This is a genomic window from Streptomyces sp. WP-1 (genome assembly GCF_030450125.1).
GTDB classification, from domain to species: Bacteria; Actinomycetota; Actinomycetes; order Streptomycetales; family Streptomycetaceae; genus Streptomyces; species Streptomyces incarnatus.
On the sequence record NZ_CP123923.1, the window covers coordinates 768,876 to 788,834 of the forward strand.

The 19,959-nt window shown below is 71.9% G+C and carries 16 protein-coding genes; 12 read left to right on the top strand and 4 right to left on the bottom strand.

Annotated elements, in window-relative coordinates:
- The first annotated feature begins 151 nt into the window (after positions 1–151).
- Positions 152–961: an RNA polymerase sigma factor SigF gene (locus QHG49_RS03080; protein ID WP_145489772.1), complete on the top strand. Its 810-nt coding sequence runs from the start codon at positions 152–154 to the stop codon at positions 959–961.
- A 159-nt stretch (positions 962–1,120) separates the two neighbouring features.
- Positions 1,121–1,951: a VOC family protein gene (locus tag QHG49_RS03085; RefSeq protein WP_159698472.1), complete on the top strand. Its 831-nt coding sequence runs from the start codon at positions 1,121–1,123 to the stop codon at positions 1,949–1,951.
- 119 nt (positions 1,952–2,070) lie between these two features.
- Here the strand turns inward: QHG49_RS03085 and glgX are convergent, their stop codons facing one another.
- Together glgX and QHG49_RS03095 are read right to left on the bottom strand one after the other, a co-directional pair.
- Complete coding sequence (gene glgX, locus QHG49_RS03090) at positions 2,071–4,215, bottom strand: glycogen debranching protein GlgX (RefSeq protein ID WP_145489775.1); 2,145 nt, start codon at positions 4,213–4,215, stop codon at positions 2,071–2,073.
- Entirely contained in the window at positions 4,212–4,724 is a 513-nt protein-coding gene (locus QHG49_RS03095; protein ID WP_145489777.1) for a pep a2, read from the bottom strand. The genes glgX and QHG49_RS03095 overlap by 4 nt, the downstream gene beginning before the upstream one ends.
- A 304-nt stretch (positions 4,725–5,028) precedes the next feature.
- Here QHG49_RS03095 and QHG49_RS03100 point away from each other — a divergent pair, with 304 nt between their 5' ends.
- The 6 genes from QHG49_RS03100 to QHG49_RS03125 all read left to right on the top strand — a co-directional run bounded on the left by QHG49_RS03100 (position 5,029) and on the right by QHG49_RS03125 (position 13,931).
- A complete protein-coding gene (locus QHG49_RS03100; protein WP_159698475.1) occupies positions 5,029–5,328 on the top strand; it encodes a DUF5133 domain-containing protein in 300 nt (99 codons plus the stop codon).
- A gap of 108 nt (positions 5,329–5,436) precedes the next feature.
- Positions 5,437–7,428 carry an alpha-1,4-glucan--maltose-1-phosphate maltosyltransferase gene (locus tag QHG49_RS03105; protein WP_301487144.1) on the top strand — a complete coding sequence of 664 codons (1,992 nt, stop codon included), beginning with the start codon at positions 5,437–5,439 and terminating at the stop codon, positions 7,426–7,428.
- Positions 7,425–9,143, top strand: a complete 1,719-nt coding sequence (gene treS / locus QHG49_RS03110) for a maltose alpha-D-glucosyltransferase (protein ID WP_301487145.1) — start codon at positions 7,425–7,427, stop codon at positions 9,141–9,143. The genes QHG49_RS03105 and treS overlap by 4 nt, the downstream gene beginning before the upstream one ends.
- Before the next feature lie 31 nt (positions 9,144–9,174).
- Positions 9,175–10,539 (top strand): maltokinase, encoded by a 1,365-nt coding sequence (locus tag QHG49_RS03115; protein ID WP_159698484.1) that lies wholly within the window; start codon positions 9,175–9,177, stop codon positions 10,537–10,539.
- A 4-nt stretch (positions 10,540–10,543) separates the two neighbouring features.
- Positions 10,544–12,751 (top strand): 1,4-alpha-glucan branching enzyme, encoded by a 2,208-nt coding sequence (gene glgB, locus QHG49_RS03120; RefSeq protein WP_301487146.1) that lies wholly within the window; start codon positions 10,544–10,546, stop codon positions 12,749–12,751.
- A 91-nt stretch (positions 12,752–12,842) separates the two neighbouring features.
- Positions 12,843–13,931, top strand: a complete 1,089-nt coding sequence (locus tag QHG49_RS03125) for a glutamate--cysteine ligase (protein WP_145491240.1) — start codon at positions 12,843–12,845, stop codon at positions 13,929–13,931.
- 55 nt (positions 13,932–13,986) lie between these two features.
- Here the strand turns inward: QHG49_RS03125 and QHG49_RS03130 are convergent, their stop codons facing one another.
- Complete coding sequence (locus tag QHG49_RS03130; RefSeq protein ID WP_145491437.1) at positions 13,987–14,220, bottom strand: DUF6480 family protein; 234 nt, start codon at positions 14,218–14,220, stop codon at positions 13,987–13,989.
- 312 nt (positions 14,221–14,532) lie between these two features.
- Here QHG49_RS03130 and QHG49_RS03135 point away from each other — a divergent pair, with 312 nt between their 5' ends.
- The 4 genes from QHG49_RS03135 (at position 14,533) to QHG49_RS03150 (ending at position 19,059) form a co-directional block, all read left to right on the top strand.
- Positions 14,533–14,967 (top strand): ATP-binding protein, encoded by a 435-nt coding sequence (locus tag QHG49_RS03135; RefSeq protein WP_111583419.1) that lies wholly within the window; start codon positions 14,533–14,535, stop codon positions 14,965–14,967.
- A 160-nt stretch (positions 14,968–15,127) separates the two neighbouring features.
- Positions 15,128–16,501 carry an NAD(P)/FAD-dependent oxidoreductase gene (locus QHG49_RS03140; RefSeq protein ID WP_301487147.1) on the top strand — a complete coding sequence of 458 codons (1,374 nt, stop codon included), beginning with the start codon at positions 15,128–15,130 and terminating at the stop codon, positions 16,499–16,501.
- A 50-nt stretch (positions 16,502–16,551) separates the two neighbouring features.
- Positions 16,552–16,728, top strand: a complete 177-nt coding sequence (locus QHG49_RS03145; protein ID WP_370530419.1) for a DUF4287 domain-containing protein — start codon at positions 16,552–16,554, stop codon at positions 16,726–16,728.
- Positions 16,729–16,800: 72 nt separating this feature from the next.
- Positions 16,801–19,059, top strand: coding sequence for an FUSC family protein (locus QHG49_RS03150; protein ID WP_236576198.1), 2,259 nt, complete (start codon positions 16,801–16,803; stop codon positions 19,057–19,059).
- Positions 19,060–19,093: 34 nt separating this feature from the next.
- On the opposite strand, the gene QHG49_RS03155 is transcribed toward QHG49_RS03150, so the two are convergent.
- Positions 19,094–19,933 carry a SigB/SigF/SigG family RNA polymerase sigma factor gene (locus QHG49_RS03155; protein WP_145491249.1) on the bottom strand — a complete coding sequence of 280 codons (840 nt, stop codon included), beginning with the start codon at positions 19,931–19,933 and terminating at the stop codon, positions 19,094–19,096.
- Positions 19,934–19,959: the final 26 nt, after the last annotated feature.

A 19,959-nucleotide genomic window follows, 5' to 3' on the forward strand; every position in this document is an offset into this window, starting at 1 on the left:
AGCGGGAAAACGCACCTATGTGCTTCGGACAGGAGGCACTTCCGTGGGAGCCGGCCCTCAGCGCGGCCTGCCGCCCCCGAGTCCCTTCCCGTGACCGAGCGCGCGCTTCTCCCACGGTGTCTGTCCAACCGGCGCGAAAGAGGTGCGCGCGATGCGTGTCACTGGCAGCACCAGCACCAAGCCCAGGTCCCACCCCCATCCCCATGACGACGCGCCCGACACGGGCGAGTCCTTCGCGCGGCTCGCGGAGCTGCCCGACGGCCCCGAGCGGCAGGCGCTGCGGGACGAACTGGTGCGGCTGTGGCTGCCCATGGCCGAGCGGATCGCCGTACGGTTCCGCGGTCGCGGGGAGTCCCTGGAGGATCTGTACCAGGTGGCCGCGCTGGGCCTGGTGAAGGCCGTCGACCATTACGACCCGGAGCGCGGCCGCGCCTTCGAGGCGTACGCGGTGCCGACCATCACGGGTGAGATCAAGCGGCACTTCCGGGACCACATGTGGACGCTGCACGTGCCGCGCCGGGTCCAGGATCTGCGCAACCGGGTGCGTACGGCCGTGAAGGAGCTGTCCCAGTCCACGCCGGGCCGGCCGCCCACGGTCGCCGAGATAGCCGAGTACACCCGGCTCGACGAGGACGAGGTGCGCACCGGGATGGAGGCGCTGGAGTGCTTCTCCGCGCTGTCCCTGGACGCCGAGGTGGCGGGCACGGACGGCTACGCCCTGGGCGACTCGCTCGGCGGCCTCGATCCCGGGTTCGACCTCGTGGTGGACCGGGCCGCCGTCCGGCCCTGCCTCGCGGCGCTCCCGGAGCGCGAGCGGACCATCCTCTACCTGCGGTTCTTCCGGGGGATGACGCAGAACCGGATCGCGCAGCAGCTGGGGATCTCGCAGATGCATGTGTCGCGGCTGCTCAGCGGCTGCTTCGACCGGCTGCGGGAGGAACTGCTGGCGGAGCCGCGGTGAGACTCCGCCTCGGCCCGGGGGCGGCCGGTCCACGGCGTCCTCCGGTTCCGCGCTGATCCCCGGTCACCGGGGGTACTCGACAGGCGCCCCACCCGCTTCCGGTTGGACACTGGAGCCAGAGCGGTGACCCCCGGCCCCGAGAGCAGGACGTTACCGAACATGAACCGAGAGACACCCGTCAGCGACGGAGCGAACGGCACCGGGAACGGGCCGCGCGCGCGTACGGTCGTCGATACGCACTCCGTCTTCGGCGCGCCGTGCTGGGTGAGCCTGACCAGCCGCGATCTCCAGGCCACCCAGGACTTCTACACGGCCGTGCTGGGCTGGCGCTGGCGCGGCGCGAAGCTCGGTGAGCACTTCCGGGTCGCGCTCGCGGACGGGGTGCCGGTGGCCGGGATCGCCGCGGTGGCCTCGATGTGGCAGATGGCGGTGGCGTGGACGCCGTACTTCGCGGTGCCGGACGCGGATGTCGCGGTGGCGCGGGCACGGGAGCGGGGCGGTACGGCGGCGGTCGGACCGCTCTCCTTCCAGCCGGGCCGGGCCGCGCTGCTCGCCGACCGCGACGGGGCGACGTTCGGGATCTGGCAGGGCGAGCTGGTCTCCAACTGGGAGGCGTGGCGGCGGGCGGCGCCCACGTTCATCCGGCTGCACACCCGCAACGCCTTCGACTCCGCGATGTTCTACGGCGAGATCCTCGACTGGGCGTCGGGGAAGCCGGGCTGCTGCGAGGTCGAGTACGACGGCGACGAGGTGGTGCTGCGCAGCCAGGGGGACGCGGTGGCCCGCATCGACTCGGGCGCGGTGGAGGCCGCCCCCGACCCCTCCGTACGGCCGCACTGGCAGGTCCACTTCGCGGTGGCGGACGTGCCCGGGTGCGCCCGGGCGGCGGAGAAGCACGGGGGCAGCGTCCTGAAGGAGAACGACACGGAGGCGATCCTGCGGGACGCCGACGGCGCCCAGTTCACGGTGATGTCGCGGCCCGCGCGCTGAGAATCCGCGCGGGCCCGCGCGCCGAGATCCGCAGGCCCGCCGATCGACTTCCGCGGGCCCACGCGCCGACTTCCGCGGGCCCGCGGATCGTGCCCCGCGGGCCCGCGTGCCGGGATCCGCTAATCCGCCGCCCGTGAGGGACGGGTCAGCAGGACCAGGCTCCTGGCCTCGACCCGCAGCCTCGTGCCCGCCTTCCGCTCCCGCTCGTCCGGCACGCCCTCCGCGTCCGCGGTGTCGACGAGTGTCGTCCAGCGCTCCCCGAACGTCTCGTCCGGCAGCCGGAAGTCCACCGGCTCCCAGTAGCCGTTGAGGAGGAGCAGGAAGGAGTCGTCGGTCAGCTTCCCTCCGTACGGGTCCCGTTCGGCGATGGCGTCGCCGTTGAGGAAGACGCCGACGGAGTGCGCGTCGCCGCGCTGCCAGTCTCGCGCGGTCATCTCGCGGGCGTCGGGCCGCAGCCACATGAGGTCGGGCAGCGGCTGCGCGGCGTTCGTCGCGGTCTCGCCTCGGAAAAAGCGGCGCCGGCGCAGCACGGGGTGCGCGGCGCGCAGCGCGATGAGGTTCCGGGTGAAGTCCGCCAGGTTCCGCTGCTCGTGGTCGAGTTCCCAGTCCACCCAGGAGATCTCGTTGTCCTGGCAGTACGCGTTGTTGTTGCCGCGCTGGGTGCGCCCGAGTTCGTCGCCGTGGCAGAGCATGGGGATGCCCTGCGAAAGGAGCAGCGTGGCAAGGAGGTTGCGCTGCTGGCGCCCGCGCAGTTCGAGCACGGCGGGATCGTCGCTGTCCCCCTCCGCCCCGCAGTTCCAGGACCGGTTGTGGCTCTCCCCGTCCCGGTTGTCCTCGCCGTTCGCCTCGTTGTGCTTGTCGTTGTACGACACCAGGTCGCGCAGGGTGAACCCGTCGTGCGCGGTGACGAAGTTGACGCTCGCGCGCGGCCGGCGCCTGCTGTGCTGGTACAGGTCGGAGGAGCCGGTCAGCCGGGACGCGAACTCGCCCAGCGAGCCGGGCTCGGCACGCCAGAAGTCCCGTACGGCGTCCCGGTACCTGCCGTTCCACTCCGACCACAGCGGCGGGAAGTTGCCCACCTGGTAGCCGCCCTCGCCCACGTCCCAGGGCTCGGCGATCAGCTTGACGCGGCTGATCACCGGGTCCTGCTGGATCAGGTCGAAGAACGCCGAGAGCCGGTCCACCTCGTGGAACTGCCGGGCCAGGGTGGCCGCGAGGTCGAAGCGGAAGCCGTCGACACGCATCTCGGTGACCCAGTACCGCAGCGAGTCCATGATCAGCTGGAGCACGTACGGGTGCCGCATCAGCAGGCTGTTGCCGGTGCCCGTGGTGTCGTAGTAGTGCGCCCAGTCCCCGTCCACCAGGCGGTAGTAGGAGGCGTTGTCGATGCCCCGGAAGGACAGCGTGGGGCCGAACTCGTTGCCCTCGGCGGTGTGGTTGTAGACCACGTCGAGGATGACTTCGAGGCCGGCCGCGTGCAGCGCCTTCACCATGGCCTTGAACTCGTTGACCTGCTGGCCCCGGGTGCCGAAGGCGGCGTAGGAGTTGTGCGGCGCGAAGAAGCCGATGGTGTTGTAGCCCCAGTAGTTGGACAGGCCCTGGTCCTGGAGCACCCCGTCCTGGACGAACTGGTGCACCGGCATCAGCTCGACCGCCGTCACCCCGAGCGAGGTCAGGTGCTCGACGACGGCGGGATGGGCGAGGCCCGCGTAGCTGCCGCGCAGCTGTTCGGGGACGTCCGGGTGGGTGCGGGTCAGTCCGCGCACATGGGCCTCGTAGATCACGGAGTCCGCGTACGCGGTGCGCGGCGGCCGGTCGTCGCCCCAGTCGAAGTACGGGTCGGTGACCACGCCCAGCATGGAGTGCCCGGCGCTGTCGGCGGGGGCCGGGCCGTCCGGCGCGCGCTCGTACAGGGAGGCGTGGTTGTCGATCTGGCCGTCCACGGCGCGCGCGTACGGGTCGAGCAGCAGCTTCTTCGGGTTGCAGCGGTGGCCGAGGGAGGGCTGCCAGGGGCCGTGCACCCGGTAGCCGTAGCGCTGCCCGGGGGCGATGCCGGGCAGATAGGCGTGCCAGACGAAGCCGTCGACCTCGTGCAGCCGCACGGAGGTCTGCCGGCCGTCCTCGTCCACGAGGATCAGGTCGACCCGCTCGGCGACCTCGCTGAACAGCGCGAAGTTGGTGCCCTGTCCGTCGTAGGAGGCGCCCAACGGGTAGGGCTGCCCGCTCCAGACGGGCAGCCCTTTCCTGGTGGTGCGGGCGTTCACCGGCTGCCCTCCAGGCTGTGGTCGCCGACGGGCACGGGCGCGGCGAGGACGGCCACCTGATGCCGCCGCGGCTCCTTGAGACCCGTGCTCAGGAACGGCTCCGGCGGCAGCGGCACCAGGGGCACCCGTTCGCCGGCGCGGGCGCGCTGCGAGAACCAGATGATCTTGGCTCCGGTCTCGGCGGCGCAGCAGCCCCAGCCGTCGCTCATGGCGGCGATGTCCGCGAGGGCGGCGCGCAGATCCTGGTCCGGGCGCAGTTCCGGGTCGTCGTCACCGAAGGCGGTGATGAGGTGCTGGCCGTTCCACCACATCTCGATGGAGGTGTGCTTGTCACGGGCGTGCTGGTCGATCGCCCGCAGCAGCAGTTCGGCGCCGCGGCAGACGGGGGCCACGAGATTGTCGAGGTCCCAGTGGCGGAGGTGGGCGGCCAGGATGCGGCTGACCTGTCCCACCCGTTCCGGGCTGACTTCCACGTCGAGGTGGTAGTAGCAGGGCACTGCGGTCTTCATCGTCGCTTGCTCCTCACCGGCGAAGCTCTCGCTCCCCTCGCCCTGTCCGGGAGGGATCCCGGACACACAGCGTGAGCGGTGATCGCTTCTGAGTCATCTCCAACGGTGCGGGCGCTACGCCATTCGTGCAACACGAGCACACACCGTTCCCAATGGTTGAAGCTCCAACAAGACGCTGCGTCCACGCGCGTGCACCATGAGTGAAAGCCTCGATCGCCGTAACGGTGCCGTGCCCACCCCTGCGCGGACGCCACCCGACCGTCGGGAACGCGCCCAGTCGAGAGCGTGGAGGGTGAACAGGGCCATGCTGCTACCCGCCAAGGCCGAAGTGGCCCGGCAGTTGCGGCGTTACCGGGCGTGGGAGCGCGTGATGCTCGCCTCGCCGTACGACCGCACGGTCCGGGCCACGTTCGAGGACTCGGGCTACACCTTGTGCGTTCTGATGGGCAAACGCTGTGCCCGCGAGGCGGCGGACGCGGCGGAGCGGTATCTGCGCACGAGTCGGGTCGGCCACCTGCGCGAGCAGGACGGCCGGCCGGTGTCGCGCCGTTCGGTGCGAAGGGCGCCGGCTTCGGAGCGGCGTTCCACGGCGCCGAGCTCCTGAGCTGGCACCGTACAAGGCGTTCCCTTCGGGGACCGGCACGGGCCGGCCCCGCTCTCGGAGCGCGAAGCCGGGCCGGTGCCCGGCTTCGCGCACGGCGGAGGTGATGACATGCGCAGGACCCCGGCCATCGGCCGTGTACCGGTACGTGACGTCCGGCCGGCCGTGGAGTGCGGCAGGCGCCCGGCGAAGGCGGTGGCCGGGGAGACCTTCCAGGTCACCGCCACCGTGTTCCGGGAGGGACACGATGCCGTCGGTGCCAATGTGGTCCTGCGCGATCCCCGGGGCCGGCGCGGCCCCTGGACCCCGATGCGCGAGCTGTCCCCCGGCAGCGATGTGTGGGGCGCCGAGATCACCCCGGACGTGACCGGCCGTTGGACCTTCCGGGTGGAGGCGTGGAGCCATCCGCTGGCGACCTGGCGGCACACCGCCTCGGTGAAGGTGCCGGCCGGGATCGACACCGGGCTGGTCCTGGAGGAGGGCGCCGAGCTGTACGAGCGCGCCGCCGCCGGGGTGCCCAAGGGCCCGGAGCGCGAACTGGTGGCGGCCGCCGCCCGCGCCCTCGGCGACGACTCCCTCTCGGTCCACGAGCGCTTCCGGCCCGCCCTCTCCCCCGGTGTGCGGGAGGTGCTGGACCGTTACCCGCTGCGGGAGTTGGTCACCGCCTCGGACCCGATGCCGCTGCTGGTCGAGCGGGAGCGGGCCCTGTACGGCTCCTGGTACGAGTTCTTCCCGCGCAGCGAGGGGACCGCCGAGCATCCGCACGGTACGTTCCGTACGGCGGCCCGGCGGCTGAAGCCGATCGCGGAGATGGGCTTCGACGTCGTCTACCTGCCGCCGGTTCACCCGATCGGCAGCACGTTCCGCAAGGGCCCCAACAACACCCTCGGCGCCGGTCCGGACGACGTCGGCGTCCCCTGGGCGATCGGTTCCCCCGAGGGCGGGCACGACGCGGTCCACCCGGACCTCGGCACCATCGAGGACTTCGACCACTTCGTGGGCGAGGCGCGGAAGTCGGGCCTGGAGATCGCCCTGGACTTCGCCCTCCAGTGCTCCCCGGACCACCCCTGGGTGCAGAAGCACCCGGAGTGGTTCCACCACCGTCCGGACGGGACGATCGCCTACGCCGAGAACCCGCCGAAGAAGTACCAGGACATCTACCCGATCGCCTTCGACGCCGACATGGACGGGCTGATCGCGGAGACGGTCCGGGTGCTGCGGCACTGGATGGACCACGGGGTGCGGATCTTCCGGGTCGACAACCCGCACACCAAGCCGGTGGTGTTCTGGGAGCGGGTCATCGCCGAGATCAACCGCAAGGACCCGGACGTGATCTTCCTGGCGGAGGCCTTCACCCGCCCGGCCATGATGCACACCCTGGCGCAGATCGGCTTCCAGCAGTCGTACACCTACTTCACCTGGCGCGAGACGAAGCAGGAACTCATCGAATACATGGGTGAGTTGTCGGGCGAGGCGGCGGCCTACATGCGGCCCAACTTCTTCGCGAACACCCCGGACATCCTGCCCGGTCACCTCCAGCACGGCGGCCGGCCCGCCTTCGAGGTGCGTGCCGTGCTCGCGGCGACCCTCTCCCCCGCCTGGGGCATCTACAGCGGCTACGAGCTGTGCGAGAACACCCCCCTGCGGGAAGGCGGCGAGGAGTACCGCGACTCCGAGAAGTACCAACTGCGGCCCCGGGACTGGGAGTCGGCCGAACGTGAGGGCCGTACGATCGCGCCGCTCATCACCCGGCTGAACGCCGTCCGCCGCGCACACCCGGCGCTACAGCGCCTGCGCAACCTCCGCTTCCACCGGACCGACAACGACGCCGTGCTCGCCTACAGCAAGAGCACGGGGACGGACACGGTCATCGTGGTCGTCAATCTCGACCCGCATCACGCCCAGGAGGCCACGGTCTCGTTGGACATGCCGCAACTCGGCCTGGACTGGGACGCCGACCTGCCCGTACACGACGAACTGTCGGGCGAGGCGTACCACTGGGGCAGGACCAACTACGTGCGCCTCACGCCGGGCCGCGCGCCGGCGCATGTGCTCCACGTCCAGCGATCGACGCACCGCAACGGAGGGCCCGCAGCGTCATGACCGTGAACGAACCCGTACTGGACACCTTCGAGGACACCCCCGCCCGGGACCGCGACCCGCAGTGGTTCAAGCGTGCCGTCTTCTACGAGGTCCTGGTCCGCTCCTTCCACGACAGCAACGGCGACGGCGTCGGCGACCTGAAGGGCCTGACCGCCAAGCTCGACTATCTCCAGTGGCTCGGCGTGGACTGCCTGTGGCTGCCGCCGTTCTTCAAATCGCCCTTGCGGGACGGCGGTTACGATGTCTCGGACTACACCGCCGTGCTCCCGGAGTTCGGTGACCTCGCCGACTTCGTGGAGTTCGTCGACGCGGCCCACCAGCGGGGCATGCGCCTGATCATCGACTTCGTCATGAACCACACCAGCGACCAGCACCCGTGGTTCCAGGAGTCCCGCAAGGACCCCGACGGCCCCTACGGGGACTACTACGTGTGGGCCGACGACGACAAGCGGTACGAGGACGCGCGGATCATCTTCGTGGACACGGAGGCCTCCAACTGGACGTACGACCCGGTGCGCGGCCAGTACTACTTCCACCGCTTCTTCTCCCACCAGCCGGACCTCAACTACGAGAACCCGGCGGTGCAGGAGGAGATCCTGGCCGCCCTGAAGTTCTGGCTGGACCTGGGCATCGACGGCTACCGGCTGGACGCGGTCCCCTACCTCTACGCGCAGGAGGGCACCAACTGCGAGAACCTGCCGGCCACCCACCAGTTCCTGAAGCGGGTGCGCCGGGAGATCGACGCGGGCTACCCGGACACCGTGCTGCTGGCCGAGGCCAACCAGTGGCCCGAGGACGTGGTCGACTACTTCGGCGACTACGCACGCGGCGGCGACGAGTGCCACATGGCGTTCCACTTCCCCGTGATGCCGCGCATCTTCATGGCCGTTCGGCGCGAGTCCCGCCACCCCGTCTCCGAGATCCTCGCCAAGACCCCGGCCATCCCGTCCGGTTGCCAGTGGGGCATCTTCCTGCGCAACCACGACGAGCTGACCCTGGAGATGGTCACCGACGAGGAACGCGACTACATGTGGGCGGAGTACGCCAAGGACCCCCGCATGCGCGCCAACATCGGCATCCGCCGCCGCCTCGCGCCGCTGCTCGACAACGACCGCAACCAGATCGAGCTGTTCACCGCCCTGCTGCTGTCCCTGCCCGGCTCGCCGATCCTCTACTACGGCGACGAGATCGGCATGGGCGACAACATCTGGCTCGGCGACCGCGACGCCGTCCGCACCCCCATGCAGTGGACCCCCGACCGCAACGCCGGCTTCTCGACATGCGACCCGGGGCGGCTGTATCTGCCCACGATCATGGACCCGGTCCACGGCTACCAGGTCACCAACGTCGAGGCGTCGATGTCCTCGCCCTCGTCGCTGCTGCACTGGACCCGGCGCATGATCGAGATCCGCAAGCAGAACCCCGCCTTCGGACTCGGCTCGTTCACCGAACTGACCTCGTCCAACCCGGCGGTGCTCGCCTTCCTGCGCGAGTACGAGGACGACCTCGTGCTCTGCGTCCACAACTTCTCCCGCTTCGCCCAGCCCACCGAGCTGGATCTGCGCGCCTACGACGGCCGCCATCCGGTGGAGCTGATCGGCGGGGTGCGCTTCCCCGCCATCGGTGAACTGCCCTATCTCCTCACCCTTCAGGGCCACGGCTTCTACTGGTTCCGGCTCACCCGAGTCGCATCCCGCATCGGCCGCCGCCGCTGAGCGCACGGCGCCGAGGAAAGGACGCGTCACCATGCCGAAGACCATCACCCTCCGGCCGAGAACCGCGGCCGGCGTCGACGGTCCCCTCGCCTCGCTCGGCGGGCTGCTGCGCGAGTGGCTGCCGCGCCAGCGCTGGTTCGCGGGCAAGGACCGGCCCGTGACCGATCTGTCGGTGCTCAGTGTGACCGAGCTGTTCCCCGGGTGTCTGCATCTGCTGGTGCACGCCTCGCACGCGCCGGTGCCCGCCCCCGGCGGCACTCCCCCGCCGGGCGACTGCTACCAGCTGCTGCTCGGGGTGCGCGAGCAACTCGCGCCGCGCCTGGAACGGGCGTTCATCGGGCGGTCCGCCGCGGGACCGCTGGCCGGGCTCGCGGTCTACGACGCGCTCTACGACCCGCGTGCGGCGAGCCTGCTCCTGGAGCGGCTGCGCCGGCCGGGCAGCGCGGGCCCGCTGCGCTTCGAGGCGGACCCCGCCGCCCCGGTGCCCGGGGGCCTGCCGCCGCGGCTGCTGGACGCCGAGCAGTCCAACACCTCGCTGGTGTACGGCGACGCGTACATCCTGAAGCTCTTCCGCCGCATCCAGCCGGGCGTCAACCCCGACCTGGAGGTGTCGGCGGCGCTCGCCGCGCAGGGCTGCACCCGGGTACCGGCGCCGGTCGCCTGGTTCTCCACCAGCGCGCCGCGCCCGGCCACGCTCGGGGTGCTCCAGCCGTTCCTGCCGGACGCCACCGACGGCTGGACGCTGGCGCTGGGCGCGCTCGCCGCGGGCGACGACTTCACCGCCGAGGCCCGTGAACTGGGCCGCGCCATGGCCGAGGTGCACCTCGCGCTGGCCGAGGCGTTCCCGTCGGCCGGGCCCGGCGAGAACGGCCGTACCGCCGACGCGATGTGCGCCCGCCTGGAGGCCGCCGCGCACGCCGTGCCGGGGCTCAAGCCCTTCGTGCCCGGTCTGCGGGCCGCGTTCGGGGCGCTCGCCACCTGCGACACCGGGCCGCCCGCCCAGCGCATCCACGGCGATCTGCACCTCGGACAGGTGCTGCGGGCGGGCCGCGACTGGTTCGTCATCGACTTCGAGGGCGAGCCGTCCAGGCCGCTGACCGAGCGGCGGGCTCCGCAGTCCCCGGTGCGGGACGTGGCGGGGATGCTGCGCTCCTTCGACTACGCGGCCCGGCAGCGCCGCCCCTGGCGACCCGAGTGGGCGCGCCGCTGCCGGGAGGCGTTCTGCGCGGGCTACGCGGCCCGCGCGGGCTGGGATCCACGCAAGAAGCACGCGCTGCTGCGCGCACACGAGACGGACAGGGCGGTGTACGAGGTGCTGTACGAAGCGAGACACCGGCCGGACTGGCTGCCGGTACCGATGGCCGCGATCAAGCGGCTCGCGGTCTGGGGAGGCTGAGGGCATGGCACTGCGCGACACGACGCCGCCCGAGACCGCGGGCCCGGGGCAGGCCGCGGCCACCGCGCTGGACCCCGCCGAGCGCGACCGGCTGCTGGCCGGGGCGCACCACGATCCGCACGCCCTGCTGGGCGCCCACCCGGTGCCGGGCGGCACCCTGTTCCGGGCGCTGCGCCCGAACGCGCGGGCGGTGAGCGTCCTGGTCGACGGGATGGCCAACCCGCTCGTCTCCGAGGGCGGCGGGCTGTTCGCGGCCGTGCTGCCCTACCCGGAGATCCCGCCGTACACCCTGCTGGTGACGTACGACGAGGACGAGCGGGAGGTGCACGACCCGTACCGCTTCCTGCCCGCGCTCGGCGAGCTGGACCTGCACCTGATCCGCGAGGGCCGGCACGAGCAGCTGTGGCAGGCGCTCGGCGCCGAGCCGATGACCCACGAGGGCGTGGCCGGCACCCGGTTCACCGTGTGGGCGCCCAATGCCCGAGGGGTGCGGGTGGCCGGGGACTTCACGTTCTGGGACGGCACCCAGTACCCGATGCGTTCGCTCGGCGCGTCCGGGGTGTGGGAGCTGTTCCTGCCCGGGATCGGCGAGGGCGACCGCTACAAGTTCGAGATCACCTCCCGCCACGGCCACCGCTTCCTCAAGGCGGACCCGATGGCCCGGCGCACCGAGGTGCCGCCGGACACCGCCTCGATCGTGACGGTCTCGCACTACGCGTGGGGCGACGAGCGGTGGATGGCGCACCGCGGTGACATCCCGGTCCACGAGGCGCCGTTCTCCGTGTACGAGGTGCATCTGCCCTCCTGGCGACCGGGATTGACGTATCGTCAGCTCGCGGACGAACTGCCCGCGTACGTCGTGGAGATGGGCTTCACGCATGTGGAGCTGATGCCGGTGGCCGGCCACCCGTTCAGCGGCTCCTGGGGCTACCAGGTCACCTCGTACTACGCGCCGACCCCCCGGCTCGGCTCGCCGGACGACTTCCGGTACCTGGTGGACGCGCTGCACCGGGCGGGCATCGGCGTGATCATGGACTGGGTGCCGGCGCACTTCCCCAAGGACGACTGGGCGCTGGCCCGGTTCGACGGGGACCCGCTGTACGAGCCCGGGAACGCGACGCGCGCCGAGCACCCCGACTGGGGGACGTACGAGTTCGACTACGGCCGTATCGAGGTGCGCAACTTCCTTGTCGCCAACGCCGTCTACTGGTGCGAGGAGTTCCATGTCGACGGCCTGCGGGTGGACGCGGTCGCCTCCATGCTCTACCTCGACTACTCCCGGGACTCCGGGCAGTGGGAGCCGAATGTGTTCGGCGGGCGCGAGGACCTGGACGCGGTGGCGTTCCTCCAGGAGATGAACGCCACGGTCTACCGGCGCTGCCCGGGTGTGGTGACCATCGCCGAGGAGTCCACCGCCTGGGACGGGGTGACCCGGCCGACCGACAGCGGCGGGCTCGGGTTCGGGCTGAAGTGGAACATGGGCTGGATGCACGACTCGCTCCAGTACATCCAGAAGGAGCCCGTGCACCGCAAGTACCACCACAACGAGATGACCTTCTCGATGGTGTACGCCTACAGCGAGAACTACGTGCTGCCCATCTCGCACGACGAGGTGGTGCACGGCAAGCAGGCGCTGGTGTCGAAGATGCCGGGCGACTGGTGGCAGCGGCGCGCCAACCACCGCGCCTACCTGGGCTTCATGTGGGCTCACCCGGGCAAGCAACTGCTGTTCATGGGACAGGAGTTCGCGCAGGGCGCCGAGTGGGCGGAGCAGCAGGGGCCCGAGTGGTGGCTGCTGGCCGACGACTACCACTCCGCCGGTGACCACCGGGGCGTGCGGGCGCTGGTGCGGGACCTGAACGCGCTGTACCGGGCGACGCCCGCGCTGTGGCAGCGCGACACCGACCCGGGCGGCTTCTGCTGGGTGCTGGGCGACGCGGCGGAGGACAACGTCTTCGCGTTCCTGCGCTACGCGGCCGACGGCACCCCGCTGCTCGCGGTGTCGAACTTCTCGCCCGTGGTCCGCGAGGACTACCGGCTGCCGGTGCCCGCGGAGGTGCCGGCCTGGCGTGAGCTGCTGAACACCGACGACATCGGCTACGGGGGCGGCGGCATCCCGGTCGGCGCGCCGGGGCCGCTGGAGCCGGCCGACGGCGGGCTGCGGCTCACGCTGCCGCCGCTGGCCACGGTGTTCCTGGGCCCGGCGCGCTGAAGCCGCAGGTGTCGGCGCCCGTCGCAGGGGCAGTCGGGGTTCATACGAGATCCTGGCTGCCCCTGGTCACAGGGCGGAAAGGCGGCACCGAGTGCGCACGGTCGGAGTGGAGGAGGAGCTCCTTCTGGTCGATCCGGACACGGGCGACCCGAAGGCGCTGGCGGCGCCCGTACTCGCACGGGCCGACCGGGACGATCCCGGTCAGGACGTGTTCGAGAAGGAACTGTTCGGACAGATGCTGGAGTTCGCCACGCATCCGCAGTCGGACATGGCGGACCTCGGCGACGAGATCGTGCGCTGCCGCAAGGAGGCGGCCCGGCACGCCGGGCAGATCGGCTGCACGGTCGCCGCGCTGGCCACCTCGCCGCTTCCGGTGAACCCCTCGCTCACCGTGAACGAGCGCTATCAGTGGCTGTCCGAGCGCTACGGCATCGGCACCCGGGACCAGTTGGTCTGCGGCTGCCATGTGCATGTGTCGGTGGAGTCCGACGAGGAGGGCGTCGCGGTGCTCGACCGGCTGCGGCCCTGGCTCCCGGTGCTCACCGCGATCAGCGCCAACTCCCCCTTCTGGCAAGGCCACGACAGCGGCTATGAGAGCTATCGCAGCCGGGTGTGGTCGCGCTGGCCCTCGGCCGGGCCGACCGAGCTGTTCGGCTCGCCCGAGGACTATCACCGCCGGGTCGCGGACATGGTGTCCACCGGGGTGATCCTGGACGAGGGCATGGTCTACTTCGACGCGCGGCTGTCGGCGAGCTATCCGACGGTCGAGGTGCGGGTCTCGGACGTGTGTCTGCGCGCGGACACCGCGCTGCTCGTCGCGACCCTGACCCGGGGCCTGGTGGAGACGGCCGCCCGGGACTGGCGGGCGGGCCGGCCGGCGCCCGACCACAGCGTGAGCCTGCTCCGGCTCGCCTCCTGGCAGGCGGCGCGCTCGGGACTGGAGGAGAAGCTGCTGGACCCCGTGAGCCTGCGGCCCCGGCCCGCCGCGCGGGTGCTGTACTCACTGCTCGACACGGTCGGGGACGCGCTCGACGCCTGCGGGGACACGGACCGCGCCGAGAAGGGCGTCGAGGATCTGCTCCGGCACGGCAACGGCGCGCGCGAGCAGCGGCGGATCATGGAGGGCGGCGGCACCCTGCGGGACGTCGTCACGGAGTGCGTGCGGCACACGCAGGGGTGAGCGGGCCCACCGGGCCGGGCTGATCGGCGCCGGGCCGCCGATCGGGGCGGATCGGTCAGCGGATCAGGACCAGGGCGTACACCAGGAAGAACGCGGCGAACAGCACCACGAGGGCCAGGATCAGCGCCAGCGGCGCCTTGGCCCAGCCGCGCTGGGTGGCGCCCCGCTCGCGCACGGCGGCCTGGGGCATGCTGCTCTCCGCGGGCGGGGTCTCGCCGGGCGGCACCGAGCCGCCGGGTTCGAGTCCGGTGGTGCTCTCGGGGTCCGGATCCGGGCTCACATGGCTCATGTCTGCACTCATGTCCACCGAGTCCCCACCGGCGCCCGTCTCACCGGTCGATTGCGCGGCCGTCCGAGCGGCCGACAGGGCGGTGTGCCGCGCCGGGTGTCCCAGGGTCTACGGTGGTCCCCCGGAGCCGTTCGCACCGCGCGACGGGCTGCTCGCAGCCCGTGAGACCGTGCCGCAGGCGATCAGAAGGACGGATATCCGGCCCGGCTGTGGGAACCCGCAGCGCAGCGAGAGATCAGCGACGACGACCGTCCTGGCCGCGATGGGGCAGCACAGGGGCCCCGCGTGTGGCCGAGGCCGGGGGATGCGGAGATGACGACGGAGCCGCGAGGGGACGAGACACCGCCTTCGGAGGAGACGTACGAGCGTGAGTTCTCCTTCGCGGGTGAACTGCGCAACGTCACGGAGGCGCGGCTCGCCGCGGAGGACTTCCTGGGCGCACTGGCCCGGGTCGCGCCGCCCGGCGAGCACGAGTACTGGGACGACATCCTGCTGGTGGTGACCGAACTCGCCGCCAACGTCATCCAGTACGCGCCCGGCCCGTTCGATCTGCGGATGCGGCGCACCTTCGACGGTGTGCACGTGACGATGCGCGACACCAGCACCACCAGGCCGGAGCCCCGGCCCTTCCATCCGCGCACGGGCGGCGGCGGCATCGGCTGGCATCTGGTGCACACGCTGTGCAGCCAGGTCAGTGTGGTGGTGCACGACGCGGGCAAGGACATCCATGTGTTCCTGCCCTGGTGAGGGCCGCGAGGTGTAACTCCGTGTGGAGCGGTTACTCCACCGCGTGCCGCACCCGACTGGCGCAGCGGCCCGGGTCGCGGTGGTATCGGAGTTGGTGCGCAGCGCTCCGGGGTATGCGAACGGCGTCGAGCCGGGCCACCACCCGGAACCGCGGAAAGGGATGGACACCGTGACACGACCCAGGATCCTCGTGGTCGGCGCAGGCTTCGCCGGAGTCGAGTGCGTCCGCCGGCTGGAGCGGAAACTCGCCCCCGACGAGGCCGACGTCACCCTGGTGACGCCCGTCTCCTACCAGCTGTACCTGCCCCTGCTGCCGCAGGTCGCCTCCGGTGTGCTGACACCGCAGTCGATCGCGCTCTCCCTGCGCCGCAGCAGGCGCTACCGCACCCGGATCCTGCCGGGCGGCGCGATCGGCGTGGACCTGAAGGCCAAGGTCTGTGTCGTGCGCACCATCACCGACAAGATCGTCGACGAGCCGTACGACTACATCGTGCTGGCCCCGGGCAGTGTGACCCGCACCTTCGACATCCCGGGCCTGACCGAGCACGCCTTCGGCATGAAGACGCTCGCCGAGGCGGCGTACATCCGTGACCACGTCATCTCCCAGCTGGACCTCGCCGACGCCAGCGACGACCCGGCCGAACGGGCCGCGCGGCTCCAGTTCGTGGTGGTCGGCGGCGGTTACGCCGGCACCGAGACCGCCGCCTGCCTCCAGCGGCTCACGCACGCCGCCGTACGGCGCTATCCGCGCCTGGACCCCGGGCTGATCCGCTGGCATCTGATCGACATCGCGCCCAAGCTGATGCCGGAGCTGGGCGACAAGCTCGGGCGCAGTGCGCAGGAGATCCTGCGGCGGCGCGGCATCGACGTGTCCCTCGGGGTGTCGATCGACAAGGCCGGCGCGGAGGAGGTCACCTTCACCGACGGCCGGGTGGTGCCGACGCACACCCTGATCTGGACCGCGGGTGTGGTGGCCAGTCCGCTGATCGCCACGCTGGGCGCGGAGACGGTCCGCGGCCGGCTCGCCGTCGATCCCGAGCTGACCGTGCCGGGGCAGGACGGGGTGTTCGCGCTCGGCGACTCGGCCGCCGTGCCCGATCTCGCCAAGGGCCAGGAGGGCGCGGTCTGCCCGCCGACCGCGCAGCACGCCTCGCGCCAGGGCAAGCGGGTCGCCGAGAACGTCATCGCGACCCTGCGCGGCGAGCCCCTCCAGCCGTACCACCACAAGGATCTCGGCCTGGTCGTGGACCTCGGCGGCAAGGACGCGGTGTCCAAGCCGCTCGGCATCGAACTGAGCGGGATGCCGGCGCAGGCGGTGGCCCGCGGCTACCACTGGTCGGCGCTGCGCACCGGCGTCGCCAAGGCCCGGGTGATGACCAACTGGACGCTCAACGCGCTGGCCGGCGACGATTTCGTGCGCACCGGCTTCCAGGCCCGCAAGCCCGCCCGGCTGAAGGACTTCGAGTTCACGGACTCGTATCTGACGCCGGAGCAGGTACGGGCCCGGGCGGAGGGCGGCGTCAACAGCCCCTGATGTGATCGACAGCCCCTGATGTGACGCGGATCACCGAGGGCCGCCGATCAGTGCACGCGCGATCGGCGGGCTTCCCGGGGCGCCCGACCGGGGCGTGGCAGGAGCCGATCCGCTCCTCGCCGCCGACCAGGCACATGGAGCTGGTCGCCCGGCTCAGGGCCGAGCACGGTCTGGGGCACGGGCACGCCGACGCGCTGGTGGCCGCGAACCTGGCCGAGGGCAGGTAGTCCGGCCGCACGTGCGATGCTGGAGCAAAGATCGATTCTGGCACGGGTTCACGGACGGGAGAGCGCGGCGGCGTGAGGGCAGCGGGGCGGTCGGGGCGGGTACGGATCTGGGACCGGGTCGCGGCATGGGATCCCGGGCTGCTCAGACTGACCGCGGGGCTGCGCACGGTCGTCTCGATCGCCCTGACCCTCGCCGTGCTCGCCGCGCTGGGCGCCCCGGTGGCCCTGCTGGTCGCCGGGGCCATCGCGGCGATGGTCGCGACGTTCGCGATCCGTGAGAAGCAACGCCACCAGCAGGCCCTCACGCTCGCGATCGGACTGCCGGTGGCGCTCGTCTCGGTCACCCTGGGCACGCTGCTGAGCCGGTACGTCGTCGCGGGTGACCTGTTCTTCGTCGCGCTCATGTTCAGCGCGGTCTACAGCCGCCGGTTCGGCGACCGGGGCCATGCCCTCGGGCTGATCGGCTTCCAGACGTACTTCCTCTCCCTGTTCGTGCACGCCACCCCGGACCTGCTGCCGAAGCTGTACGGCGTCGTGGCGGTGGCGTTCGGCTGCGCCGCCCTGGCCCGGTTCGTGCTGCTGCCGCAGACCCCGGCGGGCACGCTGGACCGGCTGCGGCAGGCGTTCCGGGCCCGGCTCGCGCAGCTGATCGACACCCAGATCGAGCTGCTGGACGCGGGGCCCGAGGACGCGGAGAAGGTTCTGGAGGAGCTGCGCACCGGCACCGCGCGGCTGCACGAGACGGCGCTGCTGATCCAGGGCCGGCTGGACGACGGCACCTCCGACGAGACGACGGCCCGGCTGCTCCAGCGCCGGATCGCGGACGCCGAGATCGCCGCCGAGCGGCTCGGTCTGCTGCTGCTCACGGCCCGCAGCGCCGAGCGCACCGACACCCTCACGCTGCATCTGCCGGGCGCCCCGCTGCCCTCGGGCGGCGAGCTGCCGGTGCGGGACGAGGCCGGGGCCGAGCTGCGCCGGGATCTCAAGGCGCTGCGGCTGCTGGCGCTGCGCCCGGCCGGCGAGGCCGCGGGCGTCGCGCTCGCGCAGGTGCGCAACCGGCTGCTCGGCTACCGCGAGGAGGAGAACCTGCCGCAGGCCGCCCCGGCCGTGCAGGACGTCTTCCGGGGCCTCGGTGAGACGGCGCGCGCCGCGCTGGGGCTGCGGCTCGCGCTCGACGGGCCGCAGGACGAGTCCGAGGACTCCCCCGCCACCGCCCGCTCGCGCGAGGAGCTGGACGCGGAGGACGCCGCGATCGAGGTCAGCGAGGAGACCGAGCCCGAGGAGACGGAGCCGGGTGGCCTGCGCCGGCCCACCACCCGGGCCGCCGTGCAGATCGCCGTCGGCTCCTCGCTGGCCATCGTCGGCGGCGAGCTGCTGTCCAGCCAGCGCTGGTACTGGGCGGTGCTGACCTGCTGGATCGTGTTCATCAACACCGCGTCCACCGGGGAGATCCTGGTCAAGGGCTACCGGCGGCTCCTCGGCACGGTGCTCGGCGTGATCGCCGGTATCGGGCTCGCCGGGCTGGTCGGACACCACACCTGGACGGCGTTCGCGCTGGTGCTGCTGCTGGTGTTCGCGATGTTCTACACCGCGCCGCTGTCGTACACCCTGATGTCGTTCTTCGTGACGGCCGCGCTGGGGCTGCTGTACACGCTGCTCAACACCTACACCGCGGCCGTGCTGGTGCTGCGGATCGAGGAGACGGCGCTGGGCGCGGCCTGCGGGGTGATCGCGGCCGCGCTGGTGCTGCCGATCCACACGGACCGCAGGACGAACGAGCTGCTGGTGGAGGTCCTCGACCGGCTCGCGGAGGTCACCCGGGGCGCGGTCGACCAGCTCAGCGGCGGGTGGGGCGGCGATCTGGTGGAGCGGGCGCGGGAGTTGGACCAGGCGCTGGCGGATCTGCGCGCCGCCACCCAGCCGCTGACGCATCCGATCACCCCGATGCGGGCCCGGCGCGACACCGCCCGCTATGTGGTGGCGCTGCTGGAGACCTGCGCCTACCACGGGCGGTCCCTCGCGGCGACGGCGGAGCTGCTGCCCACGCATCCCTCGATCGCGGCGGACCCCCGGCTGCGCGGGGCGGGCGCGCGGATCGTGCGGAACATCGAGACGATCGCCGCGCAGGTGGCGGACCCGCGTGCGGACGGGGAGATCGAGACCGGCCCCAGCATCGCCTCGATGCTGGAGCCGGGAACTCTGCGTACGCCGCGCTACGGCCGGGTCACCGACCGGGTGCTGCGACATCTGCAACGCCTCGACGAGGCGGTCTCCGGTCTCGCCCGCCCGCTGGGGCTGCGGCCGGAGGCGGTGCCCGCGAAGCAGCGGTGACGGGTCGCCCGGCGGACGCCGGATCGGCGGGCGCTCACTCGGCGCCGCCGGAACGGCGGCCCACCGCCTCGTCGCGGACACGGGCGCAGCTGCGGCTGATCAGCCGGGAGACATGCATCTGCGAGATGCCCAGCTGATCGGCGATGCGGCTCTGCGTCATGTCCTCGAAGAAGCGCATGTAGAGGATGGCCCGCTCCCGCTCGGGCAGCCGGCGCAGCCCCTCCTTGGCGGCCTCCCGGTCCACCACGACGTCGTACGACGTGTCGGTGGCACCCAGGGTGTCGGCGAGGCTGTAGCCGTCGTCGCCACTGGCCAGTTCGGCGTCGAGGGAGAGCGTGCTGAAGCTCTCCAGCGCCTCCAGGCCCGCGGCGACCTCCTCCTCGGTGAGCCCGGTGTGGGCGGCGATCGCGGCGTTGGTGGGTTCGGGGCTGCCCGGGTTCTGGGTCAGCTCGCGGCGGGCCACGCGCACCCGGTTGCGCAGTTCCTGTACCCGGCGGGGCACGCGCAGCGCCCACATCCGGTCCCGGAAGTGGCGCTTGACCTCGCCGGTGATGGTCGGCACGGCGTAACTCTCGAACGCGCCGCGCGAGGGGTCGTACCGATCGACGGCCTTGACCAGGCCCAGCGCCGCCACCTGGCGCAGATCCTCCACGGACTCGCCGCGGTCGCGGAACCGGCCGGCGATACGGTGCGCCATGGGGAGCCAGGCGTTGACCAGTTCATCGCGTACGGCGTCCCGCTCGGGACCCTCTTCCAGGTCGGCGAGCCGGGTGAACAGTTCCGCGGTCTCCGGGGCGTCGTCATGGCTCCGGCGCGCGGTGTGGGTGGCGGGGTCGGGCGTGCCGGGACGGCCTGTCGACATATCGGTCAGCATGCGGAATCGCTCCTGAACGTGGTGTC

What these genes read in the sequence shown, in the direction of transcription:
- QHG49_RS03085 (WP_159698472.1), top strand. Translation starts at nt 1,121, where the DNA reads ATGAACCGAGAGACACCCGTCAGCGACGGAGCGAACGGCACCGGGAAC.
- QHG49_RS03115 (WP_159698484.1), top strand. Translation starts at nt 9,175, where the DNA reads ATGCCGAAGACCATCACCCTCCGGCCGAGAACCGCGGCCGGCGTCGAC.
- QHG49_RS03095 (WP_145489777.1), bottom strand. Translation starts at nt 4,724, where the DNA reads ATGAAGACCGCAGTGCCCTGCTACTACCACCTCGACGTGGAAGTCAGC.
- glgB (WP_301487146.1), top strand. Translation starts at nt 10,544, where the DNA reads ATGGCACTGCGCGACACGACGCCGCCCGAGACCGCGGGCCCGGGGCAG.
- QHG49_RS03135 (WP_111583419.1), top strand. Translation starts at nt 14,533, where the DNA reads ATGACGACGGAGCCGCGAGGGGACGAGACACCGCCTTCGGAGGAGACG.
- QHG49_RS03100 (WP_159698475.1), top strand. Translation starts at nt 5,029, where the DNA reads ATGCTGCTACCCGCCAAGGCCGAAGTGGCCCGGCAGTTGCGGCGTTAC.
- treS (WP_301487145.1), top strand. Translation starts at nt 7,425, where the DNA reads ATGACCGTGAACGAACCCGTACTGGACACCTTCGAGGACACCCCCGCC.
- QHG49_RS03155 (WP_145491249.1), bottom strand. Translation starts at nt 19,933, where the DNA reads ATGCTGACCGATATGTCGACAGGCCGTCCCGGCACGCCCGACCCCGCC.
- QHG49_RS03140 (WP_301487147.1), top strand. Translation starts at nt 15,128, where the DNA reads ATGGACACCGTGACACGACCCAGGATCCTCGTGGTCGGCGCAGGCTTC.
- QHG49_RS03105 (WP_301487144.1), top strand. Translation starts at nt 5,437, where the DNA reads ATGCGCAGGACCCCGGCCATCGGCCGTGTACCGGTACGTGACGTCCGG.
- QHG49_RS03080 (WP_145489772.1), top strand. Translation starts at nt 152, where the DNA reads ATGCGTGTCACTGGCAGCACCAGCACCAAGCCCAGGTCCCACCCCCAT.
- QHG49_RS03130 (WP_145491437.1), bottom strand. Translation starts at nt 14,220, where the DNA reads ATGAGCCATGTGAGCCCGGATCCGGACCCCGAGAGCACCACCGGACTC.